Genomic DNA, 2200 nt, shown 5'->3' on the forward strand with positions numbered 1-2200 from the left:
CTGCGGGTGCGGCGCTCCAGGCCAGGACGCGACCAGACGTCGCCCCAGCAGTACTGGGTGACGAGTTCCTGCATCGGCTGGCTGAATTCGTCGGCGTTCTTCAGCGAGGCGTCGACGTAGGCGTCGCCCACGACCGCGCGGCGGACCTTGAGTCCCTGCTCGTAGAGTTCTTTGTTGAAGGCCATGGAAAAGTCTCCTTGAAAGCTTGAAAGTTGTGGCGATCAGGGCCGCAGGCGCAATCGCCGGCGGCCGCCGGGTGTCATGATGCCAGCCATCCGCCCTCCACCGGCAGCACGGCGCCGGTGATGTCGCGGCTGGCGGGCCCGCACAGGAACACGACCATCGCGGCCACGTCCTGCGGCTCGACGAAGCGACCCGAGGGCTGCTTGCCGACCATGAAACGGCGCATCGCGGTATCGCGGTCGATGTTCTGCTCGGCCATCATACGTTCGACGCGCACTTCGCTGCCAGGCGTGTAGACGGCGCCCGGGCAGATGGCGTTGCAGGTGATGCCGCCGGTCACGTTCTCCAGGGCCACCGCGCGCGTCATGCCGATCAGCGCGGTCTTGGTGGTGACGTAGTCGATCCGGTTGGGCGTGGCGCGAAAGCCGTACACCGAAGTCATGTTGAAGATCCGGCCCCAGCCGCGCTGCCGCATGCCGGGCAGCGTCAGGCGGATGGCGTGGAAGGCGGCCGACAGGTTGACGGCCAGCGCCATGTTCCAGGCGTCGACCGGAAATTCCTCGACCCGCCCGAAGTTGCGGACCACGGCATTGTTGACCAGGATGTCGACCGGCCCCAGGCCGTCGCGCGCCTGGCCGATCATCGATTCGATCGCGGCGGGATCGGCCAGGTCGGCCTGCAGGTACAGCGCCTTGACGCCATGCCGGCGCTCCAGCTCGCTGCGCTGCGATTCCATGTCCGCGGCCGGCTCGAGCCCGTGCAGGACGATATTGCAGCCGGCGCCGGCCAGGCCTTCTGCCACGGCATAGCCCAGTCCGCCTGAGGAGCCGGTGATAAGCGCGGTCTTGCCCTTCATTCGATTTCCCTTTGATTTTTCGATCGGCCCAGCCGGGCCGTGTCTCCCGTTGAAGCGCGGTGCCCAGGCTGCCACAGCGGCACGACCGGGCTGGGCCGCATGATAGCGTTAACACACGCGAAACGCAACGCCCGGCCCGTCGCCGAGGCGAACCGGACGGTTTGTTATGATAGCGCTATCTCAACCTCCGGCGCACCGCAGTGCAGCACGGCACGCCGGGCGCCGTCCGGGCGCTGGAACTAGAATAGCCTGCGCCTGCGACGCCGGTCCAACGCCGGCTCAACCTACGGAGGAGAACCCTCGGATGAACGCCCCGCTCGAAACCTATCGCATCTACGCCATCAAGTACGCCTACCACAACCGCAAGGCGGCGGACAATTTCATCGGGGGCGATCCGCACGATGTTCCGATGCCGCTGGATTACTTCGTATGGGCGGTGGTGGGCGAGTCGCGCACCTTCGTGGTCGACACCGGCTTCGACGACGAACAGGCGCAGAAGCGCGGCCGCGTCATCACCCATTCGGTGGAAGAAGGCCTGCGCGCGATCGGCATCGAGACCGACAAGGTCGAGGACATCATCCTGACCCACATGCACTACGACCACGCCGGCAACCGCCATCTGTTCCCGCGCGCCCGCTACCACTTGCAGGACCGCGAGATGGCCTACTGTACCGGCCGCTGCATGTGCCATGGGGCGCTGAACCATCCGTTCGAGGCCAAGGACGTGGCCGAGATGGTGCACAAGGTGTTCGCCGGCCGCGCCGAGTTCCACGACGGCGACGAGCAGATCGCGCCGGGCCTGTCGGTGCACCTGGTGGGCGGGCACACCAACGGCCTGCAGATCGTGCGGGTGCATTCCCAGCGCGGCTGGGTGGTGCTGGCGTCCGACGCCTCGCACCTGTATGCCAACATGGAGCAGCACCGCCCCTTCCCGGCGGTCTACAACGTGGGCGACATGCTGGAGGGCTATCGCAAGGCCTACAGCCTGGCCGACTCGCCGCAGCACGTCATTCCCGGCCACGACCCCGCGGTGCTCAAGCGCTTCCCGCCGGCCGGCCCGGAATTCAAGGACTGGATCGTCCGGCTCGACCTGCCGCCGGTCTGAAACCCACCCCTACGCGCTTCGCGCGCCCTGTAGAGGCTCCCCCCTACGCGCTTCGC

Annotated in this window: 3 protein-coding genes; 1 reads left to right on the plus strand and 2 read right to left on the minus strand. The window is 67.0% G+C overall.

The window, feature by feature from the left end; translation table 11 throughout:
* Nucleotides 1-185 (minus strand): carboxymuconolactone decarboxylase family protein (locus tag ABD927_RS24460; RefSeq protein ID WP_486357924.1); only part of this gene is annotated, 185 nt, incomplete at its 3' end.
* 74 nt (nt 186-259) lie between these two features.
* Nucleotides 260-1039 (minus strand): SDR family oxidoreductase, encoded by a 780-nt coding sequence (locus tag ABD927_RS24465; protein WP_345252501.1) that lies wholly within the window; start codon nt 1037-1039, stop codon nt 260-262.
* 304 nt (nt 1040-1343) lie between these two features.
* On the opposite strand from ABD927_RS24465, the gene ABD927_RS24470 reads away from it, so the two are divergent.
* A complete protein-coding gene (locus tag ABD927_RS24470; protein ID WP_345252502.1) occupies nt 1344-2144 on the plus strand; it encodes an N-acyl homoserine lactonase family protein in 801 nt (266 codons plus the stop codon).
* Nucleotides 2145-2200: the final 56 nt, after the last annotated feature.

Origin of the sequence: Pigmentiphaga soli, assembly GCF_039541095.1 — a bacterium.
GTDB lineage: Bacteria > Pseudomonadota > Gammaproteobacteria > Burkholderiales > Burkholderiaceae_B > Pigmentiphaga > Pigmentiphaga soli.

Coding starts and splice junctions, on each gene's coding strand:
- ABD927_RS24465 (WP_345252501.1), bottom strand. CDS start 1,039: ATGAAGGGCAAGACCGCGCTTATCACCGGCTCCTCAGGCGGACTGGGC.
- ABD927_RS24470 (WP_345252502.1), top strand. CDS start 1,344: ATGAACGCCCCGCTCGAAACCTATCGCATCTACGCCATCAAGTACGCC.